The following is a 255-nucleotide window of genomic DNA, read 5'->3' on the forward strand; positions in this document are numbered from 1 at the left end:
GTATGCTTCTGAGAAAGGCAACCAAAAACTGATCAATGCTAATATAATAGGTATTCCTTTAGAGACAACGGTTATCAAGAAACAGAATCAAAACGATGCCGGGAAAACGATTTCAAAGACAGAAACCAGGTATGATGATCCTGCTCATTTATTTCCAACCTCAGTTCTGTCCTATGATCTTCAGAATCCTTCTACAGGATCAACAGAAGTAACCTATGATAAATATGATTCCAAAGGAAACCTTGTACAGTATAC

General features: G+C 36.9%; 1 protein-coding gene. It reads left to right on the top strand.

What is annotated here, in order from left to right; genetic code table 11:
• Positions 1-255 (top strand): hypothetical protein (locus BOQ64_RS23390; protein ID WP_164975885.1); only part of this gene is annotated, 255 nt, incomplete at both ends.

Origin of the sequence: Chryseobacterium sp. CH25 (genome assembly GCF_004119455.1) — a bacterium.
Classification (GTDB): Bacteria; Bacteroidota; Bacteroidia; order Flavobacteriales; family Weeksellaceae; genus Chryseobacterium.